15 protein-coding genes and 2 tRNA genes are annotated in these 20,163 nt (G+C 61.4%); 3 read left to right on the top strand and 14 right to left on the bottom strand.

Features of this window, described 5'->3' with window-relative positions; translation table 11 throughout:
• Positions 1 to 43 precede the first annotated feature (43 nt).
• From pgi to H618_RS0111125, 3 genes are all read left to right on the top strand, one after another.
• Positions 44 to 1,708 carry a glucose-6-phosphate isomerase gene (gene pgi / locus H618_RS0111135; RefSeq protein WP_028695140.1) on the top strand — a complete coding sequence of 555 codons (1,665 nt, stop codon included), beginning with the start codon at positions 44 to 46 and terminating at the stop codon, positions 1,706 to 1,708.
• A 111-nt stretch (positions 1,709 to 1,819) separates the two neighbouring features.
• A complete protein-coding gene (acs, locus tag H618_RS0111130; RefSeq protein WP_028695139.1) occupies positions 1,820 to 3,754 on the top strand; it encodes an acetate--CoA ligase in 1,935 nt (644 codons plus the stop codon).
• A 103-nt stretch (positions 3,755 to 3,857) separates the two neighbouring features.
• Positions 3,858 to 6,800 (top strand): DUF748 domain-containing protein, encoded by a 2,943-nt coding sequence (locus tag H618_RS0111125; RefSeq protein ID WP_028695138.1) that lies wholly within the window; start codon positions 3,858 to 3,860, stop codon positions 6,798 to 6,800.
• A 107-nt stretch (positions 6,801 to 6,907) separates the two neighbouring features.
• Here the strand turns inward: H618_RS0111125 and H618_RS0111120 are convergent, their stop codons facing one another.
• From H618_RS0111120 to folP, 14 genes are all read right to left on the bottom strand, one after another.
• Positions 6,908 to 7,264: a BON domain-containing protein gene (locus tag H618_RS0111120; RefSeq protein WP_028695137.1), complete on the bottom strand. Its 357-nt coding sequence runs from the start codon at positions 7,262 to 7,264 to the stop codon at positions 6,908 to 6,910.
• Positions 7,265 to 7,525: 261 nt separating this feature from the next.
• Complete coding sequence (pnp, locus tag H618_RS0111115) at positions 7,526 to 9,631, bottom strand: polyribonucleotide nucleotidyltransferase (protein WP_028695136.1); 2,106 nt, start codon at positions 9,629 to 9,631, stop codon at positions 7,526 to 7,528.
• Positions 9,632 to 9,880: 249 nt separating this feature from the next.
• Positions 9,881 to 10,150 (bottom strand): 30S ribosomal protein S15, encoded by a 270-nt coding sequence (rpsO, locus tag H618_RS0111110; protein ID WP_028695135.1) that lies wholly within the window; start codon positions 10,148 to 10,150, stop codon positions 9,881 to 9,883.
• 147 nt (positions 10,151 to 10,297) lie between these two features.
• On the bottom strand, positions 10,298 to 11,215 hold the full coding sequence (gene truB / locus H618_RS0111105) for a tRNA pseudouridine(55) synthase TruB (RefSeq protein ID WP_028695134.1): 918 nt from the start codon (positions 11,213 to 11,215) through the stop codon (positions 10,298 to 10,300).
• A gap of 4 nt (positions 11,216 to 11,219) precedes the next feature.
• Positions 11,220 to 11,618: a 30S ribosome-binding factor RbfA gene (rbfA, locus tag H618_RS0111100; RefSeq protein WP_028695133.1), complete on the bottom strand. Its 399-nt coding sequence runs from the start codon at positions 11,616 to 11,618 to the stop codon at positions 11,220 to 11,222.
• Positions 11,619 to 11,732: 114 nt separating this feature from the next.
• A complete protein-coding gene (infB, locus tag H618_RS0111095) occupies positions 11,733 to 14,297 on the bottom strand; it encodes a translation initiation factor IF-2 (protein ID WP_028695132.1) in 2,565 nt (854 codons plus the stop codon).
• Between the two features lie 27 nt (positions 14,298 to 14,324).
• The gene (nusA, locus tag H618_RS0111090) at positions 14,325 to 15,806 is read right to left on the bottom strand and encodes a transcription termination factor NusA (protein ID WP_028695131.1); all 1,482 of its coding nucleotides are present in this window, start codon (positions 15,804 to 15,806) and stop codon (positions 14,325 to 14,327) included.
• Between the two features lie 59 nt (positions 15,807 to 15,865).
• A complete protein-coding gene (rimP, locus tag H618_RS0111085) occupies positions 15,866 to 16,324 on the bottom strand; it encodes a ribosome maturation factor RimP (protein ID WP_028695130.1) in 459 nt (152 codons plus the stop codon).
• 130 nt (positions 16,325 to 16,454) lie between these two features.
• A tRNA-Met gene (locus H618_RS0111080) sits at positions 16,455 to 16,531 on the bottom strand.
• Between the two features lie 98 nt (positions 16,532 to 16,629).
• A tRNA-Leu gene (locus tag H618_RS0111075) sits at positions 16,630 to 16,715 on the bottom strand.
• A gap of 21 nt (positions 16,716 to 16,736) precedes the next feature.
• Positions 16,737 to 17,129, bottom strand: coding sequence for a preprotein translocase subunit SecG (gene secG / locus H618_RS22470; RefSeq protein ID WP_081673763.1), 393 nt, complete (start codon positions 17,127 to 17,129; stop codon positions 16,737 to 16,739).
• A gap of 1 nt (position 17,130) precedes the next feature.
• The gene (tpiA, locus tag H618_RS0111065; RefSeq protein WP_028695129.1) at positions 17,131 to 17,886 is read right to left on the bottom strand and encodes a triose-phosphate isomerase; all 756 of its coding nucleotides are present in this window, start codon (positions 17,884 to 17,886) and stop codon (positions 17,131 to 17,133) included.
• Positions 17,887 to 17,952: 66 nt separating this feature from the next.
• On the bottom strand, positions 17,953 to 19,293 hold the full coding sequence (gene glmM, locus H618_RS0111060; RefSeq protein ID WP_028695128.1) for a phosphoglucosamine mutase: 1,341 nt from the start codon (positions 19,291 to 19,293) through the stop codon (positions 17,953 to 17,955).
• Between the two features lie 18 nt (positions 19,294 to 19,311).
• Entirely contained in the window at positions 19,312 to 20,163 is an 852-nt protein-coding gene (gene folP / locus H618_RS0111055; protein WP_028695127.1) for a dihydropteroate synthase, read from the bottom strand.

Here is a 20,163-nt window from a genome sequence, read left to right as displayed (position 1 = left end):
AGAAGGTCAAAGACTCGAACATGCATCAAGGAAATCTTTCTTAATGGCGTATTACCGGACTCCCCATGATGTAACGGCACTGCCCGCCTGGCAGGCGCTCCAGCAGCACCGCGATACCCTGCAGCAGTTCAGCATGCGCGAAGCCTTCAGCGCCGAGCCGCAGCGCTTCGAACAGTTTTCCTTGAGCAGCTGCGGCCTGTTTCTCGATTACTCGAAGAACCTGATCACCGAGCAGACCCGTGCGCACTTGGTCGAGCTGGCCAATCAGGTCGGTCTGGCCGACGCCATCAAGGCAATGTTCAGCGGCGAGATCATCAACACCTCCGAAGGTCGTCCGGTCTTGCACACCGCGCTGCGTCGCCCGGTGGGCGACAAGCTCAACGTCAACGGCGTCAACGTGATGCCGGAAGTGCACAAGGTGCTCAACCAGATCACCGAGCTGGTGACACGCATTCACGACGGCCTGTGGCGTGGCTACAGCGAAAAGCCCATCACCGATGTGGTCAACATCGGCATCGGCGGCTCGTTCCTGGGGCCCGAGCTGGTCTCCGAGGCGCTGTTGCCGTATGCCCACCGCGGCGTGCGCTGCCATTACCTGGCGAACATCGACGGCAGCGAATTCCACGAGCTGTCGGCCAAGCTGCGTGCCGAAACCACGCTGTTCATCGTTTCCTCGAAATCGTTCAACACCCTCGAAACCCTGAAGAACGCCACCGCAGCGCGCACCTGGTACCTGGCCCAGGGCGGCTCGGAGGCCGAGCTGTATCGCCACTTCATCGCAGTGTCGAGCAACAAGAGCGCGGCCGTGGCGTTCGGCATGCGCGAGGAAAACATCTTCCCGATGTGGGACTGGGTCGGCGGGCGCTATTCGCTGTGGTCGGCAATCGGTCTGCCGATCGCCCTGGCCATCGGCATGGCTAACTTCAAGGAGTTGCTGTCCGGCGCCTACACCATGGACCAACACTTCCAGACCGCGCCGTTCGAACAGAACATGCCGGTGCTGCTGGCGCTGCTCGGCGTGTGGTACGGCAATTTCTGGAATGCCCACAGCCACGCCATCCTGCCGTACGACCACTACCTGCGAAACATCACCAAGCACCTGCAGCAGCTGGACATGGAATCCAATGGCAAGAGCGTCCTGCAAGACGGCAGCCCGGTTCCGGTAAGCACCGGCCCGGTGATCTGGGGCGGTGTCGGCTGCAATGGTCAGCATGCCTACCACCAGTTGCTGCACCAAGGCACGCATCTGATTCCGGCTGACTTCATCGTGCCGGTGGTGAGCTTCAACCCGGTCGCCGACCACCACCAGTGGCTGTATGCCAACTGCCTGTCGCAGAGCCAGGCGCTGATGCAGGGCAAGACCCTGGCAGAAGCCGAGGCCGAACTGCGCGCCAAGGGCCTCAACGAGGCCGACATCGCACAGCTCGCTCCGCACAAGGTGATTCCGGGCAACCGGCCGAGCAACACCCTGGTGGTCGAGCGCATCAGCCCGCGGCGCCTCGGCGCGCTGGTGGCCATGTACGAGCACAAAGTGTTCGTGCAGAGCGTGGTCTGGGGCATCAACGCCTTCGACCAATGGGGCGTCGAGCTGGGCAAGGAACTGGGCAAAGGGGTCTACCAGCGCCTGGTCGGCGCTCAGGAAGACAGCGCCGAGGATGGCTCGACCCAGGGCCTGATCAACTACTTCCGCAGCCGTCACCGCGGCTGATCGTAGAGCTGCTCTCTGCGGGCGCTTCGGCGCCCGCTTTGCATTGACCCTTGCCTTGGCGGCATAGGCACTAGACTGTCCTGACGACCTACAAGAGCAGGACCACCCGCCATGTTCGATCTCAGTCGCTATCCCCATGCCTTCGCCACCAGCCAGAACGCCCGCCTCAGTCAGGCCGAGTACCAGCGTCTTTACCGCCAGTCGGTGGACGACCCCGATACCTTCTGGAGCGAACAGGCCAAGCGCCTGGAGTGGTCCAAGCCTTTCACTCAGGTGCAAGAGTGCGATATCCACACCGGCGAGGCGCGCTGGTTCGAGGACGGCCAGCTCAACGTCAGCTATAACTGCATCGACCGCCACCTGCCCAGCCGTGGCGAGCAGACCGCGCTGCTGTGGGAAGGCGATGAACCCAGTGACAGCAAGGCCATCAGTTACCGCGAACTGCATCGCCAGGTCTGTCGCCTGGCCAACGTGCTCAAGGCCCGCGGCGTCGGCAAGGGCGACCGCGTGTGCATCTACATGCCGATGGTGCCCGAGGCTGCCTACGCCATGCTCGCCTGCACGCGCATCGGCGCCGTGCATTCGGTGGTGTTCGGTGGCTTCTCGCCCGATGCCCTGCGCGACCGCATTCTCGACGCCGACTGCCGCACCGTCATCACAGCCGACGAGGGCGTGCGCGGCGGCAAACGCATTGCGCTGAAACACAATGTCGACAAAGCCCTTGCCAGTTGTCCGCAGGTATCGAGCGTGCTGGTGGTCAGGCGCACCGGCGCCGAGGTGGACTGGAATGATGCGCGCGATGTCTGCTACGCCGCCGCCACGGCGCAAGCTTCGGACGACTGCCCAGCTGAAGCCATGGGCGCGGAAGATCCGCTGTTCATCCTCTACACCTCAGGCAGCACCGGCAAACCCAAAGGCGTGCTGCACAGCACCGGCGGCTACCTGTTGCAGGCGGCGCTGACCTTCGAGGTGGTGTTCGATTACCGCCAAGGCGAGGTGTTCTGGTGCACCGCCGATGTCGGCTGGGTCACCGGACACAGCTACATCGTCTACGGCCCGCTGGCCAACGGCGCTACGTCGCTGATGTTCGAGGGTGTGCCCAACTACCCGGACAGTTCGCGCTTCTGGCAGGTCGTCGACAAGCATCAGGTGAATATCTTCTACACCGCCCCCACCGCCCTGCGCGCACTGATGCGCGAAGGAGCGCAGCCGCTGCGCAGCACCTCACGCGAAAGCCTGCGCCTGCTCGGCAGTGTCGGCGAGCCGATCAACCCGGAAGCCTGGCAATGGTATTTCGATGAGGTCGGCAAACAACGCTGCCCGATCGTCGATACCTGGTGGCAGACCGAAACCGGCGGCATCATGCTCAGCCCACTGCCCGGCGCCCGACAGCTCAAGCCCGGTTGCGCGACGCAACCGCTGTTCGGCGTGCAACCGGTGCTGCTCGACGAGCAAGGCCAAGTCATCGACAGCCCGGGCGCAGGGCTGCTGGCGATCAAGGCCAGTTGGCCGGGGCAGATCCGTAGTGTCTACGGTGACCAGCAGCGTATGGTCGACACCTACTTCAAGCCGTTCGCCGGCTACTACTTCACCGGCGACGGTGCGCGTCGCGATGAACAGGGCGATTACTGGATCACCGGACGGGTCGATGACGTCATCAATGTCTCCGGGCACCGCATCGGTACCGCAGAGGTCGAGAGCGCACTGGTGCTGCACCCGCGCGTGGCCGAGGCTGCGGTGGTGGGCTACCCGCACGACCTCAAGGGCCAAGGCGTATATGCCTTCGTCACGCCCATGGATGGGGTGACGGCGGACGATACGCTCAAGGCCGAGTTGCTGAGCCTGGTGAGCAAGGAAATCGGCAGCTTCGCCAAACCCGAGTTGGTCCAGTGGGCCCCGGCGCTGCCCAAGACCCGCTCAGGCAAGATCATGCGACGGATTTTGCGCAAGATCGCCTGCAATGAACTGGACACGCTCGGTGATACCTCGACCCTGGCCGACCCCAGCGTGGTCCAGGGGTTGATCGATCAGCGCCTGAACCGCTGAGTCGACACAGCCGGGAGCGGCTTGGGTTTTCCACAGGTACAGCGGAACCGTTGTCCCGTGCCATACTCCAACCTCTCCCGCTCGCGACTGACGACGCCTCTCCATGCTCAAAGGATTGTTCCGCGCCCTCTGCGCCTTGGTCGCCCTTGTGGCTCTGTATAGCCTGCTCGGTTTTCTGGTGCTGCCCGGCGTCGCGCTGCGTATCGCCAACCAGCAACTGGCCCAGTACGCCAACGCCCCTGCGCACCTGCAGCGTATCGAATTCAACCCGTTCAGCCTCGAACTGACCCTGTGGGGGCTGGAGATCGGTGAGCCGGGCAAGCCACAGGTCGGCTTCGAACGCCTGTATGCCAATCTGCAACTCGACAGCCTGTGGAAGCGCACTTTGCAGCTGCAGGCCGTGGAGCTGGACAAGCCGCGCACGGAGCTGCTGTTCGCCAAGAATGGCCAGTTGAACCTGACCCAGTTGTTCACCCTGCCGCCGAGCGAAGCACAACCTGAACAGCCCCCGAGCGACCCCTTCCCACTGCGCATCGCCAGCCTCAAGCTCAACGAAGGCTACCTGCACTTTCGTGACTTGCGTCCCAGCGAGCCGATCGAGTTCCTCTACGACTCGATGAATCTTGAGCTGAAGAACCTCAGCACCCTGGCCAACGACAACGCCGACATGACCCTGGTGGCGAAAAGCCCGGCCGGCGGACGTATCGACTGGGCCGGTAGCCTGAGCCTGGCGCCGATCGCCTCCGAAGGCACGCTGAAGATCACCGACGCCAAGATGAAACTGTGGTGGCCCTACGTGCGCGACGCACTGCCGCTGGTGTTGCAGGATGGCGTGATGAGCTTCGACACCCACTACCGCCTGAACCTCGCCAAGGACACCGAGCTGCTGCTCGACAAAACCTCGCTGAAGGTTGCGCCGTTCGCCATCAAGGCACCCGATGGCCGTCAACTGGCGAGGTTGGCGAGCCTTCAAGTCAGCGATGCCTCGCTGGACCTGGCCAAACAACGTGTAGTGATCGGCAAAATTCGCAGCCAGAAGCTGGAAACCTGGGCGGCGCTGGAGCGCGACGGCCAGCTCGACTGGCAGGTGCTGTTCGCCAGCCAGCCCGGCACCCCCAGCGCCAAAGAGAAAGCCGCGCCGGCCACCGCGGCACCGAAAGCCAAAGCCAAGCCCAAGGCAGACGCTGCGCCGGGCAAGCCCTGGCAGGTGCTGCTCAAGGACGTGCAGACGCGCAATGCCATGATCCACCTCGCCGACCGCAGCCAGAAAGAGCCGGTAACGCTAGAGCTCGGCCCGCTGAATCTGAACATGACCGGCTACGACAGCCTCAACCGCTCGCCCTTCGACCTCAAGCTCGACACCGGGGTGGGCAAGCAGGGCAAGTTGCAGGCCAGCGGGCAAGTGAACCTGGCACCGGTCAGCGCCAAGCTCGACATCAACACCCAGGACATCGACCTGCGCATCGCCCAGGCCTACATAAACCCCTACATCCTGCTGGAGCTGCGCAGCGGCATGCTCGCCAGCCAGCTCAAGCTCGATCTGCAAGGTACTGCGCCCCTGGCCTTGAACGTGACCGGCAACGCCCAGGTGGATCAGTTGCACACCCTCGATACCATCAAGAACCGCGACTTGCTCAAGTGGCAGCGGGTCAGTGCCGACGGCATTCGCTATGTGCACGGTGACGCCGTCTCGATCGCCAAGCTAACGCTCACCCAGCCCTACGCGCGCTTCATCATCAACGAAGACCGCAGCACCAACATCGATGACCTGGTCATCCCGCAGCCGGCCAATAGCCCTGCAGCCGCGCCAACCAGTAGCAAAGCCCCGAGCAACGAACGGCCTCTGGGCATTCGCATCGGCCAGATCGATATCGTCGATGGCTCGGCCAACTTCGCCGACCTGACCTTGACCCCCAACTTCGCCACCGCAGCGCAGCAGTTGAATGGCAGCGTCGGCACCATCGACAACCGCCAGCCAACACCTGCCAAGGTCGACATTCAAGGTAAAGTCGACCGCTACGCGCCAGTGATCATTCATGGCGCGCTCAACCCGTTCAACTTCATGGAGAGCCTGGATATCGCCGCCAGCTTCCGCCGCGTCGAGCTGACCACCCTGACGCCCTACTCTGGCAAGTTCGCCGGGTATCGCATTCGCAAGGGACGCCTGAACCTCGACCTGCACTACCTGATCAGCAATGGCCAGCTCAAGGCCGAAAACACCGTATTGGTCGAGCAGTTGCAGCTAGGTGACCGCGTCGACAGCCCGGACGCGCTCAACCTGCCAGTGCGGCTGGCGGTGGCGCTGCTCAAGGACACTCAAGGACGGATTTCCCTGGAGTTGCCGGTCACTGGCGATCTCAACAATCCACAATTCAGCGTCATGCCCATCGTCTGGCAGACCCTGCGCAACCTGGTCCTGCGCGCCGCGCAGTCGCCGTTCAAGTTCATCGGCGGGCTGGTGTCTGGCGGACACTCGCAAGACCTCAGCACGGTGGCCTTCGCCCCCGGTTCCAGCGAGCTGAGCAGCGATGCGCGGGCGGCGCTCGACACCCTGGCCACCGGCCTCAAGCAGCGCCCGCAACTGCGTCTGGAAATCGAAGGCACCAGTGCCCAGTCCAGCGATGGGCCGTTGCTCGCCCAGCAGCGCCTGGACCGCGAATACCAGGCCACCTGGTACAAGATTCTGCAACGCCGTGGCGACAAGGTTCCCGCCAACGCGTCGATGATCGCAGTGGCTGACGACGACAAGCCCGCGATGCTCGAAGGCATCTACCGCAGCCGTCTGAAACAGCAGCCGCCCGCCGAGTGGGAGCAACTGAGCCGCGAAGAACGCACCCGCAACCTGCGCGATGCGGTGCTCAAGTCCTGGACCGAAAGTGCCGCATTGCAACGGCAACTGGGGCAGGACCGGGCCAGCAGCATCAAGGATTATCTGGTAGACAAGGGCGGGCTTGCCGATGATCGCGTGTACTTCATCGACACCACGCTGGGCAAGGCGGAGAAGGACGGCAAGGTCATTACCCCGTTGCACCTGGATGCGGGATAAGCGCTGAGCGCTACTGAATTTCACTGATGCTCTGAATGCAAAAAGCCCCAGCTCTACGCCGGGGCTTTTTTTGGACTTAGCCCGTTCCTTCGGGCCCATGCAGAAGCTTACTGAGTTTTCAGGGCTTCGGCGGTGACGCTCTTAACGCCTTTGATCTTCTTGGCGATAGCGACTGCGGTCTCTTTCTGAGCCGAAGTCAAGGTGACGCCGTCTTTCGAGGAGAGGGCAACTACACCCTTGCTGGTTTCAACTTTGATGTCGGAACCTGGAATGCCTTTTTCAGTCAGCAGGTCAGCTTTGACCTTGGTGGTGATCCAGGTATCGCTAGTTTCTTCCTTGGCCTTGGTAACCTCGCCAGCTGCAAGCACCATTGGTGCCTGCGAAGTCTGCTGAGCCGCGAAGGCAGCGTTGGTCATAGTCAGAGTCATAGCGGCGGCGGCAGCAGCGATAGCGAACTTCTTCATACAAGACACTCCTGTTTTTCGAAAGGTCTGCACCGTAGTCTCCGGCAGCAGGTAGTAGTGATATTGCACGGCCTGTGCCAGCTCAGACCCATAAATAAAATCCTTTAATATCAATAGCTTAAATAAACAGAGCGTTTGACGCTTCGTGCATTTTGCAAGCCAACCTCAAATCCTGCATGCAAGATGCAAGTCCACCAATGAATATCGCAGGCAAAAAGAAAGGGCCCCGAGGGGCCCTTTCCGTTCACTGCCTGATCAGACTCAGACGCCGGAAGCTTTCGCCGCCGCTACGTCCTTGATTGACAGCTTGATACGGCCGCGGTTGTCCACGTCCAGTACCAGCACTTCGACTTCCTGACCTTCCTTGAGAATGTCGGTGACCTTCTCGACGCGCTCGTTGCTGAGCATCGAGATGTGCACCAGGCCATCCTTGCCAGGCAGGATGTTGACGAAGGCGCCGAAGTCGACGATGCGCTCTACTTTGCCGACGTAGATCTTGCCGATCTCGGCTTCGGCAGTGATGCTCAGCACGCGCTGACGCGCCGCCTCTGCAGCGTCCTTGGTCTCGCCGAAGATCTTGATCGAGCCGTCGTCTTCGATGTCGATCGACGCTTTGGTCTCTTCGCAGATGGCGCGAATGGTTGCGCCGCCTTTGCCGATGACGTCACGAATCTTGTCGGTGTCGATCTTCATCGCGATCATGGTCGGTGCGTTGGCCGACAGCTCGGTACGCGAGGTGGCGATGATCTGGTTCATCTGGCCGAGGATGTTCAGGCGCGCTTCCAGGGCCTGGCCCAGAGCGATTTCCATGATCTCTTCGGTGATGCCGTTGATCTTGATGTCCATCTGCAGTGCGGTAACGCCCTTGGCGGTACCGGCAACCTTGAAGTCCATGTCGCCCAGGTGGTCTTCGTCACCGAGGATGTCGGTCAGGATGGCGAACTTCTCACCTTCCTTGACCAGACCCATGGCGATACCGGCAACCGGCGCCTTCATCGGCACACCGGCGTCCATCAGGGCCAGGGAAGCACCGCAGACCGAAGCCATGGAGCTGGAACCGTTGGACTCGGTGATTTCCGACACCACGCGGATGGTGTACGGGAACACGTCGGCAGCCGGCAGCATGGCCTGGACGGACCGACGAGCCAGACGGCCGTGACCGATTTCACGACGGCCAGCGCCGCCCATGCGACCACACTCACCGACCGAGAACGGCGGGAAGTTGTAGTGCAGCATGAAGGGGTCCTTCTTCTCGCCTTCGAGGGTATCGAGCAGCTGCGCGTCACGGGCAGTACCCAGGGTCGCGACGACCAGGGCCTGGGTTTCGCCACGGGTGAACAGTGCCGAACCGTGGGTCTTTGGCAGAACGCCGACTTCGATGTTCAGCGGACGCACGGTCTTGGTATCACGACCGTCGATACGCGGCTTGCCGTTGACGATATTTTCGCGAACGGTGCGGTATTCGATTTCACCGAAGATCTCTTTGACCTGAGCGGCGGTCGGCTGGCCTTCTTCGCCGGAGAACTTGGCGATCGCCTGATCACGCAGCTCGCCCAGGCGCGCGTAGCGGTCGGCCTTGACGGTGACGGTGTAGCCCTGGGAAACGGCTTCGCCGAATTCGGCGCGGATGGCGTCGAACAGCGCGGTGTTGGCTACCGCGGGTTTCCAGTCCCAGGTCGGTTTGGCGGCTTCGGCAGCCAGCTCCTTGACGGCCTTGATCACGGCCTGGAACTCGTCATGGGCGAACAGCACGGCGCCCAGCATCTGGTCTTCGGTCAGCTCTTCGGCTTCCGACTCGACCATCAGTACGGCATCGGCGGTACCGGCCACGACCATGTCCAGGCTGGAGGCAGCCAGTTGCTCGTAGGTCGGGTTGAGCAAGTAGCCGGTGCTCTCATGGAAGGCAACGCGGGCTGCGCCGATCGGGCCTTCGAAAGGAATGCCGGAGATGGCCAGGGCGGCCGAGGTACCGATCATCGCAGCGATGTCCGGATCGGTCTTCTTGCTGGTGGAGACCACGGTGCAGACGACCTGCACTTCGTTCATGAAGCCTTCCGGGAACAGCGGACGGATCGGACGGTCGATCAGGCGCGAGGTCAGCGTCTCTTTTTCCGAAGGACGGCCTTCGCGCTTGAAGAAGCCACCGGGAATCTTGCCCGCGGCGTAGGTTTTTTCCTGGTAGTGCACCGACAGCGGGAAGAAGCCCTTGCTTGGGTCGGCATGCTTGGCACCGACCACGGTCACCAGCACGGTGACATCGTTATCGACGGTGACCAGCACAGCGCCGCTTGCCTGACGGGCAATACGGCCGGTTTCTAGCGTGACGGTCGACTGACCGAACTGGAATGTCTTGATTACCGGGTTCACGGTTTCCTACCTTCTCTATGGCTCTGGGGGAACTGGTTTCTTGCGAATGCTTGGGCAGCATGGGGAATCGGCCCCAACGACCGTCCAGATACAACACGAGGCTGGGAGCCTGACTGCCCAGCGGTAGAACCGCCAGGCGCTGTCAGGCTGCCAACCTCGAAAATACGCCTGGCGTGTCCGACGGCACTGCTGACCAGCAGCCTTGCCGAAGCCTGCGACACGCCATGCACACCACTGGCCGGGCCGCTATTAGCGACGCAGGCCCAGGCGACCGATCAGGGCGCTATAACGCGTGGCGTCTTTGCCCTTCAGGTAGTCCAGCAGCTTACGACGCTGGTTGACCATACGAATCAGACCACGACGGGAGTGGTGGTCTTTGTCGTTGGCCTTGAAGTGGCCTTGCAGCTTGTTGATGTTGGCGGTCAGCAGAGCAACCTGTACTTCCGGGCTACCGGTGTCACCGGCGGCTTGCTGATAATCGGCAACGATCTGAGCTTTCTGTTCAACGCTGAGTGCCATTTGGCTTCTCCTGATAAACGGAACCCGCAAGCGCGTTCCAATAGGCCGGGGAAGACCCCGCTGTAAGTAAGAAGGCGTGACCGCGCCTAATAACAGCCACCCTTTTATCCACAGGCTCGGACCAAGGCCCTTGCCTGTGGTGTTCGGTCATTCCGACCGAATCAGTCGACGCGGCGCAATGCGCCCGTCTTCGCTCACTTCACCGATACCGATGAAGCGGCCGTTGTCATCCTGCACCCGGACCATGCCGAACTGTGGCGCATCCGGAGCTCTTACCGCTTGGCCGTGCAGCCAGTAGAACGCACTGTTGGCCGACAGGCACACCAGCGGCCAGTCGAGCAAACCACTATCAGCGGGCAACAGGAAGCGATCGAGCGCCTCGTTGCCACCTTCCGCGTGGGCCTGCTCCAGCGCTTCGAGGGTCACCGTCTGGGCCAGTTCGAAGGGCCCTGCCTGTGTCCGACGCAGCTCGGCGACATACGCGCCGCAGCCCAGAACCTCGCCGATATCTTCCACCAGCGTGCGGATATAGGTGCCTTTGCTGCAGCCAACCGACAAGCGTGCGCGAGTACCTTCACTGTGCAGCAGTTCCAGGCGCGTAATAGTAACAGAACGCGCCTCGCGCTCCACTACCTCTCCTGCACGGGCGAGCTTGTACAGTGGCTGGCCATCGCGCTTGAGCGCCGAGTACATCGGCGGTACCTGGCTGATCGGGCCGCGAAACGCCGGCAATGCCGCTTCGATGTCGGCGCGACCGACGGTCACTTCGCGGGTTCGCAGCACTTCGCCTTCGGCATCGGCGGTGTTGGTGGTTTGCCCAAGCTGCATGACCGTCTCGTAACCCTTGTCGGAATCGAGCAGGTACTGGGAAAACTTGGTCGCCTCGCCGAAGCACAGCGGCAGCACGCCGGTGGCCAGCGGATCGAGGCTGCCGGTGTGGCCGGCCTTCTCCGCGTTGAGCAACCAGCGCACTTTCTGCAACGCGGCATTGGAGGTGAACCCCAATGGCTTGTCGAGCAGGATGATGCCGCTGACGTTGCGGCGGATACGTTTGACCTGCGCCACCGGCTTACTCCTTGGTGTCCGACTCATCGCCCTGCTGATGCAGGCGATCTTCAGCCACCGCACGCTCGATCAGCGCCGACAGGTGCACACCGCGGCTGACGCTTTCGTCGTAGTGGAAGTGCAGCTGCGGCACACTGCGCAATTGCATGGCACGACCCAGGTGCAAGCGCAGGAAGCTCGCGGCATTGTTCAATGCCTTGAGGGTTTGCGGCACGGCGTCGGCATCATCGCCGCCCATGACGGTGATGAATACCTTGGCATGGCCAACGTCGCGACTGACGTCGACGGCGGTGATGGTCACCAGGCCGACGCGCGGGTCCTTGACTTCACGGCGGATCAGCTCGGCCAGCTCGCGCTGCATCTGATCGCCAATGCGTTGGGTACGGCTATATTCTTTTGCCATTCTTACTACCTGTTTCTCAAGCGGCAAACGCCCGGCGAGGCGTGTGCCTGACCGGGCGTTACCTTGTGAGGCGCGGCCATCCCCGACGGGATGGGGCTGCGCCCGGCACGACCCTTACAGGGTACGTGCCACCTGGACTTTCTCGAAGACCTCGATCTTGTCGCCGACCTTGACGTCGTTGTAGCTCTTGACGCCAATACCGCACTCCATGCCGTTACGCACTTCGGCAGCATCGTCCTTGAAGCGACGCAGCGATTCCAGCTCGCCTTCGAAGATCACCACGTCCTCGCGCAGAACGCGGATCGGACGGTTGCGGTACACAGTACCCTCGATGACCATGCAGCCAGCGATGGCGCCGAACTTCGGCGAACGGAACACGTCACGCACTTCGGCCACACCCAGGATGTTCTCGCGAACATCGCTGCCGAGCATGCCGGTCAGGGCTTTCTTGACGTCCTCGATGATGTCGTAGATCACGTTGTAATAACGCATATCCAGACCTTCCTGCTCGACGATCTTGCGCGCACCGGCATCGGCACGCACGTTGAAGCCGAACAGCACCGCGTTCGAGGCCAGGGCCAGGTTGGCATCGCTCTCGGTGATACCACCGACACCGCCACCAATCACACGGACCTGCACTTCGTCGTTGCCCAGGCCGCCGAGCGAACCCTGCAGGGCCTCGAGCGAACCACGAACATCGGTCTTGAGCACGATGTTGAGGGTCTTCTTCTCTTCCTGACCCATGGTCTCGAAGATGTTTTCCAGCTTGCCGGCGTGAGCACGGGCCAGCTTGACCTCGCGGTACTTGCCTTGACGGAACATCGCCACTTCACGGGCTTTCTTCTCGTCAGCCACCACCGACAGCTCGTCACCGGCTTCCGGGGTGCCGTCCAGGCCGAGAATCTCGACCGGAATCGACGGACCAGCTTCCTTCACAGGCTTGCCGTTCTCGTCGAGCATGGCACGCACGCGGCCATAGTTGGAGCCGCACAGGACCATGTCGCCCTGACGCAGTGTGCCGTCCTGAACCAGGATGGTGGCAACCGGGCCACGACCCTTGTCCAGACGCGACTCGACCACGACACCACGACCTGGTGCGGTCGGCGTGGCGGTCAGCTCGAGGATCTCGGCTTGCAGCAGCACGGCTTCGAGCAGTTCGTCGACACCGGTACCCATTTTCGCCGAGACCTTGACGAATGGCGTGTCTCCACCCCAGTCCTCGGAAGTCACGCCTTCGACAGACAGTTCGTTGCGAATGCGATCGAGGTCGGCACCCGGCTTGTCGATCTTGTTGACTGCCACCACCAGTGGAACGCCAGCTGCCTTGGCATGCTGAACGGCTTCACGGGTCTGCGGCATCACGCCGTCGTCCGCAGCCACCACCAGGATGACGATGTCGGTAGCCTTGGCACCACGGGCGCGCATCTGGGTGAACGCAGCGTGACCCGGGGTATCGAGGAAGGTGACCATGCCGCGGTCGGTTTCCACGTGGTAGGCACCGATGTGCTGGGTGATACCACCGGCCTCGCCAGCAGCGACCTTGGCACGACGGATGTAGTCGAGCAGGGAAGTCTTGCCGTGGTCGACGTGACCCATGACGGTGACGACCGGAGCACGCGACTCGACCACGCCTTCGAACTTCAGCGACTCGGCCAGGGAGTCTTCCAGGGCGGAATCGCTGATCAGCGTGACCTTGTGGCCCAGCTCTTCGGCGATCAACTGGGCAGTTTCCTGGTCCAGCACCTGGTTGATGGTCACCGGGGTGCCCATCTTGAACATGAACTTGACGACTTCAGCGCCTTTGACCGACATCTGCTGCGCCAGCTCGGAGACGGTGATGGTCTCGCCAATGGTGACATCACGCACCAGCGGGCCAGTCGGGCTCTGGAAGCCGTGCTGGTTACGCTTCTTCAGCTTGCCTTTGCCACCACGACCACGACGAGCGCCATCGCTCTCTTCGTCGGTAGTGCGCGGCGCGGCACGCGGCGTCGGCGCCTTCTCTTTTTCCTTCACCTTGACCTTGATCGACACGCGCGGCGCTTCGCCACGACGCTCGCCGCCACGACGATCGTCTTCACGGGTGCGGGTCTCGTTACGGCGAGTCTCGTCTTTCTTGCGCTCGGCAGCACGGGCTGCGGCGTCATCGGCCATCGGCGCGTCGGCAACAGCCGGCGCAGCTGCCGGAGCGGGTGCTGCGGCAGGCGAACCTGCGGCAGGCGATCCTGCGGCAGGCGACGCTGCGGCTGCCGGAGCTGCTGCAGCGGGCGCTTCGCGACGGGTTTGCTCTTCGGCGCGCTGACGGGTGTCCGCCTCGCTCTTGGCACGCTCGGCGTTTTCCGCCGCGCGACGCTCTTCGAGCTCACGCTTCTGCTCAGCCTGGATTTCTTCCGCGCTGCGCTGAACGAATACTTTCTTCTTGCGTACTTCTACGCTGATGCTTTTGCTACCGGCGACACGCAGGGTGCTGGTGGTCTTGCGCTGCAAGGTAATCTTGCGCGGCTCTTCCGCCTTGCTCTTGTGGCTGCTTTTCAGATGGCTCAGCAGTACCTGCTTCTCGTTGTCGGTCACTATCTGACCGGCGTCGGTGTGTGGCAGACCTGCCTCACGCATCTGCTGCAGCAGGCGCTCTACCGGTGCCTCGACCTCTTGGGCCAGTTCTTTCACCGTGACTTGCGTCATGCACTTCTCTCCTCAGGCCACGCCTAATTACTCGAACCAGTGGGCTCGCGCGGCCATGATCAACTTGCCGGCACGCTCTTGGTCGATGCCGTCGATGTCGAGCAGGTCGTCAATCGACTGCTCGGCCAGGTCTTCGCGGTTAACCACGCCGCGCACCGCCAGTTCCGCTGCCAGGTCCGGATCCATACCCTCAAGGGAGAGCAGGTCTTCGGCCGGATGGGCGTCTGCCAGTTTTTCTTCGGTAGCGATGGCTTTGGTCAACAAGCGGTCCTTGGCACGAGCGCGAAGCTCGTTGACGATTTCCTCGTCGAAGCCATCGATGTTGAGCATTTCTTCCAACGGTACGTAGGCAATTTCTTCAAGGCTGGTGAAGCCTTCGTCGACCAGCACTTGTGCCAGCTCCTCGTCGACTTCCAGTTCTTCAACGAAATTACGCAGGATGTCGCCAGTTTCTGCTTGCTGCTTGGCCTGGATATCCTTCTCGGTCATCACGTTCAGGGTCCAGCCGGTCAGTTGACTGGCAAGACGAACGTTCTGCCCGCCACGACCGATGGCCTGGGCGAGGTTGTCTTCGGCGACAGCGATGTCCATGGCATGGGCATCTTCATCAACGATGATCGCCGCGACCTCAGCCGGCGACATGGCGTTGATGACGAACTGTGCCGGGTTATCGTCCCAGAGGACGATATCGACACGCTCACCACCCAGCTCGCCGGACACGGCTTGTACACGCGAACCACGCATGCCGATACAGGCACCTTGCGGATCGATGCGCTTGTCCTTGGAGCGGACGGCGATCTTGGCACGCGAACCCGGATCACGGGAGGCGGCCATGACTTCGATGAGACCTTCAGCGATTTCCGGCACTTCGATGCGGAACAGCTCGATCAGCATCTGCGGCGCAGTGCGCGACAGAATCAGCTGCGGGCCGCGGTTTTCGCTGCGGATTTCCTTGAGCAGGGCACGTAGACGCACGCCTACCCGGAAAGTCTCACGTGGAATGATGTCTTCGCGCGCCAGCAGCGCCTCGGCATTGTTGCCAAGGTCGACGATGACATTGTCGCGGGTGACCTTCTTGACGGTACCGGAGATGATCTCGTTGACCCGCTCGCGATAGGCGTCGACCACTTGGGCGCGCTCGGCTTCACGAACTTTCTGCACGATCACCTGCTTGGCGGTCTGTGCAGCGATACGACCGAACTCGATCGACTCGATCTTTTCCTCGATCACATCACCAACCTGGGCTTCAGGGTGGGTCAGGTGGATCTTGCTCGGCCAGGTCTCGATGGCCGGATCGTCCAGGGCATCTTCGTCCACGACGGTCCAGCGACGGAAAGTCTCGTAGCTACCGGTGTGGCGGTTGATTTCCACACGCAGATCGACTTCGTCTTCAAAACGTTTCTTGGTTGCAGTGGCCAAAGCCACTTCCAGCGCCTCGAAAATGACGCCAGGGGGTACACCCTTTTCGTTGGATACCGATTCAACAACCAGCAATACTTCTTTGCTCATCGTACGCCTCGCCTTGCGCAAGCCATTGGACCCGGATAATCCGGCGGGCCCGGCACGTCTCAGTCAAAACTGGGAATAATATTGGCCTTGTCGATCGAATCGATCGGCAACAGGAACTCGTTGTCATCCACCTGGACGACCACATCCTGATCCTCCACACCACGGAGCAGGCCTTGGAAGTTGCGTCGGCCCTCGAAAGGGATACGCAGCTTGATCTTCACTTGTTCGCCGGCATGCGAGGCAAACTGTTCCAAGGTGAACAGTGGGCGATCCATGCCAGGAGAAGACACCTCGAGGGTGTATTCGCTGCTGATAGGATCTTCCACATCGAGGATGGCGCTGGCCTGGCGACTGACCGATTCACAGTCGTCCACCAGAATGCCGCCTTCCTTGTCGATGTAGATGCGCAATACCGAATGCTTACCCTGGGAAACGTATTCGATCCCCCAGCATTGATAGCCCAGACCCTCGACAACCGGGGCCAACAAGGCCTGCAACTGTTCTAGCTTGCTCGACACCTGAACCCCCTCGTGCATGCTGTGCAAATAAAAAATGGGCGAAACGCCCATCCCTGAAAGCGCCGTTGGACAACGACGCCGAAAACTGTTCGGTTAGCAAAAAGCCCCTGAAAAGGGGCTTAGCCAAAGCTGGTTGCGGGGGCTGGATTTGAACCAACGACCTTCGGGTTATGAGCCCGACGAGCTACCAAGCTGCTCCACCCCGCGACAAAGCTGGGGCGAAAGTATAAGACCGAACCCCTTGCAGGGTCAATCCAACCTCCACCTGCAAGAAAGCCCGCTAAAGCGGGCTCTCAAGCTTCAATTGGTACCGAGAAGGGGACTCGAACCCCTACACCCTATGGGCACAACCACCTCAAGGTTGCGTGTCTACCAATTCCACCACCTCGGCAATACGACTCAATGAAACCCGTTACTTCTGCTCTTCAACCGGAGGAGGTACATCACCTTGCTGGGTGGTTTCGCTCTTCTGCTCTTGGAGCATTGGGACATCATCATTTACTTCAGACTTCTGTTCTTTAACTTCAAGAACTGCTGGATCTGGCAAACCTGCTTGGGACAGCTGGTGAGCCTGTTCCTTTGCGAAGTATCCTAACCCAAGTGCAGTCAGAAAGAAAGTGGCAGCAAGTATAGCAGTAAATTTACTTAGGAAGGTAGCAGAACCTTGACTTCCGAACACAGTATTTGAAGCCCCTGCGCCGAAAGATGCCCCTGCTTCCGCACCTTTACCCTGTTGCATCAATACCAGCGCCACGAGCGCCAGTGCAGCCAACAGATGAAACACAACTACGACTGTTTCCAGCATTTCAGTTTCCTGCGGCGCGACAAATTGCACCGAATTCGTCTGCGTTCAAGGACGCTCCACCAATGAGCCCCCCATCGATATCCGGCATGCCGAACAGTTCAGCGGCATTGGCCGCCTTAACGCTGCCGCCGTAGAGCAACCGCACGTTGGCGGCCACTTCGGCATCCTTCGCCGCCAGCTGGGCGCGGATGGCGGCGTGCACATCCTGCGCTTGCTGTGGCGTGGCCGTAAGGCCAGTACCGATGGCCCATACAGGCTCATAGGCAATTACCGCATTGGCAAACACTGCAGCACCGAACTCATCGACGATACTACCGAGTTGACGCCCTACCACTTCCAGCGTCTTGCCCGCCTCGCGCTCTTCAAGGGTTTCCCCAATACACAGCACTGGCATCAAACCACTGGCCTGGGCCGCTGCAAACTTGCGCTGAAGAACTTCTTCACTCTCGCCCAGAATCTGACGACGCTCGGAATGCCCAACCAACACCAACTTGCAACCGACTTCAGCCAACTGCTCGGGAGCAACTTCCCCGGTCAGCGCGCCCTGCTCGGGCTGTATTGCAGAATTCTGTGCACCTACGCTGATTCCGCCCTCTTCAAGCGCTGCAATCGCACGCTCGATGAATAACTCTGGCGGAAAAATCGCAACTTCCACACCACGTGGCAAGGGCATGTTTCGCAGCCCTTCGAGCAGCTCTGCGACACCGGCGCGGTTACCGTGCATTTTCCAGTTACCAGCTACCATGGGGTGACGCATGCTCTACCTCGTAGGTCGAAGTGGGCGCAGATCTTACCCAACCAGAAACGCGCTGGCAAGCAACTTTCAAGCACAAACTTGCTCGACTACCTTGGCCAGGGTTTGCGCATGACCACGAACCTGATCTTCGTCATCGCCCTCGACCATGACCCGCACCAATGGCTCAGTGCCAGACTTGCGCAACAGTACCCGGCCTCGCCCGGCCATCGCTTCGGTCGCTTCTGCGCTGGCCTGCTGCACCGCAGGGTTTTCCAGCGGGTCGTCCTGACCTGCGCTGTAGCGCACGTTGATCAGCACCTGGGGACACTTGCGCAGGCCTTGACGCGCCTGAGCGAGGGTTTCGCCACGGCGCTTGAGGGCCATCAGCACTTGCAGCGCCGCGATGATCGCATCGCCTGTGGTGGTGTAGTTGCCGCACACGACATGCCCGGAATTCTCTCCCCCCAGCAACCACTCACGCTCGAGCAGTTCAGCCATCACGTAGCGATCACCGACCTTGGCCCGGGCGAAGGGAATGTCCAGATCCTTGAGGGCCAGCTCCAGCCCCAGGTTGCTCATCAACGTACCGACGACGCCGCCCTGCAGCTTGCCGCGATCCTGCAGGTCACGGGCGATGAGGAACAGCAGCTCATCGCCCTCGACCACGGTTCCGGTGTGATCGACCATCAGCACACGGTCGCCATCGCCATCGAAGGCGATACCCAGATCGGCATGACCGTCCAGCACCGCTGCCTGCAGCGATTCGATATGCGTCGAGCCACAGCCCTCGTTGATGTTCAGGCCGTCGGGCTGTGCGTGCAGCACGGTCACATCCGCTCCCAGCTCGCTGAATACGCTGGGAGCAACCTTGTAGGTCGCACCGTGGGCGCAGTCCACCACCAGCTTGAGGCTGTCGAAGCTGGTGCCGGTCGGCACGCTGCCCTTGCAGAATTCGATATAGCGCCCAGCTGCGTCGTTGATGCGTGACACCTTGCCCAGCTTGCTCGATTCCACCACCGTCATCGGCTGGTCGAGCAATTCTTCGATCATCAGCTCGACGTCATCAGGCAGCTTCGTGCCCTTGCCGGAGAAGAATTTGATGCCGTTGTCGTCATGCGGATTGTGCGAAGCACTGATGACGATGCCCGCCTCTGCATGGAAGGTGCGGGTCAGGTACGCGATGGCCGGGGTCGGCATCGGGCCAAGCAACATCACATCGGCACCCGCCGCGGAAAGCCCGGCTTCCAGCGCCGACTCGAACATGTATCCGGAAATGCGCGTGTCCTTGCCCACCAGCACCCGACAGTGACCGAGCTTGCGGAAGGCCATGCCCGCGGCCCAGCCGAGCTTGAGCATGAAATCCGGGGTAATGGGGAACTGGCCGACGCGACCGCGGATACCGTCGGTGCCGAAATACTTTCTGCTCATGTGTCACTCCACTGTGTTCTATTCGGCGCCTTGCACCGCGGCGATCATTCGCACCACATCGACGGTTTGCGCCACGTCATGCACCCGCAGAATGCTGGCACCTTTGGTCATGGCCAGCCCTGCCAGAGCCAGGCTGCCATAGAGCCGCTGGTCCACGGGCTTTTCCAGAGTCAGGCCGATCATGCTCTTGCGCGACACACCGACCAGCAAGGGCCGGCCCAATCGAGCCAGGCGCTGCATGTGCTTGAACAGGCTGAGGTTGTGCGCCAAGGTCTTGGCGAAACCGAACCCAGGATCGAGAACGATGCGCTGCTCATCGATGCCCGCTGCGACGCACGCATCCATCCGCTGCTGCAGGTACACGGCAACTTCGTCAGTCACATTAGCGTAATGAGGGTCGTCCTGCATGGTGCCAGGGTCACCGCGCATGTGCATGAGGCACACCGGCAATCCGGTGGCGGCGGCGGCATCCAGCGCACCCTCGCGCTCGAGCGCACGCACATCGTTGATCAAGCCGGCCCCGAGACGGGCCGATTCGCGCATGACGGCAGGGGTAGAGGTGTCGACCGAGATCACCACGTCGAGACGGCTGTTGATCGCTTCGACGATGGGCGCAACGCGCTCCAACTCCTCGGTGACCGAGACTGCACGCGCGCCGGGACGGGTCGATTCACCGCCGACATCGATCAACGTTGCGCCAGCCTCGACCATGGCCTGGGCATGGAACAACGCTTGATCCAGCTGACCGAACCGGCCGCCGTCAGAGAACGAGTCGGGCGTGACGTTAAGAATGCCCATGACGTGGGTACGTGATAAATCAAGAACCCGGTTGCCGCAAGGCAACCGGGTCGGGTACTGCTTGGAGGTCAT

Origin of the sequence: Pseudomonas cremoricolorata DSM 17059 = NBRC 16634, assembly GCF_000425745.1 — a bacterium.
In the GTDB taxonomy this organism is placed as follows: domain Bacteria; phylum Pseudomonadota; class Gammaproteobacteria; order Pseudomonadales; family Pseudomonadaceae; genus Aquipseudomonas; species Aquipseudomonas cremoricolorata.
Note: the sequence above shows the minus strand (reverse complement) of the source record. Positions and strands in the feature narration are given on the sequence as shown.

Coding starts and splice junctions, on each gene's coding strand:
- acs (WP_028695139.1), top strand. CDS start 1,820: ATGTTCGATCTCAGTCGCTATCCCCATGCCTTCGCCACCAGCCAGAAC.
- nusA (WP_028695131.1), bottom strand. CDS start 15,806: ATGAGCAAAGAAGTATTGCTGGTTGTTGAATCGGTATCCAACGAAAAG.
- rbfA (WP_028695133.1), bottom strand. CDS start 11,618: ATGGCAAAAGAATATAGCCGTACCCAACGCATTGGCGATCAGATGCAG.
- rpsO (WP_028695135.1), bottom strand. CDS start 10,150: ATGGCACTCAGCGTTGAACAGAAAGCTCAGATCGTTGCCGATTATCAG.
- folP (WP_028695127.1), bottom strand. CDS start 20,163: ATGACCTCCAAGCAGTACCCGACCCGGTTGCCTTGCGGCAACCGGGTT.
- glmM (WP_028695128.1), bottom strand. CDS start 19,293: ATGAGCAGAAAGTATTTCGGCACCGACGGTATCCGCGGTCGCGTCGGC.
- H618_RS0111120 (WP_028695137.1), bottom strand. CDS start 7,264: ATGAAGAAGTTCGCTATCGCTGCTGCCGCCGCCGCTATGACTCTGACT.
- infB (WP_028695132.1), bottom strand. CDS start 14,297: ATGACGCAAGTCACGGTGAAAGAACTGGCCCAAGAGGTCGAGGCACCG.
- tpiA (WP_028695129.1), bottom strand. CDS start 17,886: ATGCGTCACCCCATGGTAGCTGGTAACTGGAAAATGCACGGTAACCGC.
- H618_RS0111125 (WP_028695138.1), top strand. CDS start 3,858: ATGCTCAAAGGATTGTTCCGCGCCCTCTGCGCCTTGGTCGCCCTTGTG.
- pgi (WP_028695140.1), top strand. CDS start 44: ATGGCGTATTACCGGACTCCCCATGATGTAACGGCACTGCCCGCCTGG.
- secG (WP_081673763.1), bottom strand. CDS start 17,129: ATGCTGGAAACAGTCGTAGTTGTGTTTCATCTGTTGGCTGCACTGGCG.